Origin of the sequence: Mycobacterium angelicum (genome assembly GCF_002086155.1) — a bacterium.
Taxonomy (GTDB): Bacteria; Actinomycetota; Actinomycetes; order Mycobacteriales; family Mycobacteriaceae; genus Mycobacterium; species Mycobacterium angelicum.
Genome location: NZ_MVHE01000256.1, coordinates 1 through 571, shown reverse-complemented (window position 1 = coordinate 571; position 571 = coordinate 1). Strand labels below are relative to the sequence as shown.

1 protein-coding gene is annotated in these 571 nt (G+C 63.7%); it reads right to left on the bottom strand.

The features are described 5' to 3' along the window. On the bottom strand, positions 1 to 556 hold a 556-nt coding region (locus BST12_RS29275; RefSeq protein ID WP_281254850.1), incomplete at its 3' end, for a ketoacyl-synthetase C-terminal extension domain-containing protein. Positions 557 to 571: the final 15 nt, after the last annotated feature.

The following is a 571-nucleotide window of genomic DNA, read 5'->3' as shown; positions in this document are numbered from 1 at the left end:
CTGCGGGTTGGCCGGTCGCCAACCCGGCCAACCCGCCCAACAACTGCTCCCGATCCACACCCACCACCACACCCCGGTGCTCCAACCCCGCCCGACCCGTGGCCAACGAAAACCCCACATCCGCAGCCCCCAACCCAGAACGCTCCACCAGATAAGAACCCAACCGCGCCGCCTGCGCCCTTAGCGCCACCTCAGTCCTAGCCGACACCACCCACGCCAACCCCACCCCCGCCCCCGCGCGCACCGGAGCCGGCACGGTGGACGCATCATCAGCGGCAACCACACGCGGCGGCGGACACACAACAACATGGCAATTGCTGCCACCCATACCAAACGAAGACACCCCCACCGACAACGAACCCCCACCAGCAGGCCAACGCTCATGATCGGTCACCACCCGCAAACGCAATTCCTCCAACGGAATCCGCGGATTGGCTTCCACAAAATTCAAACTCGCCACCAACTCCTGCCGCTGCACACACAACGCCGCTTTAATCAGACCAGCGATACCCGCCGCACCCTCCAAATGACCGATATTGGTCTTAATCGACCCCACACCCAACACCCCAAC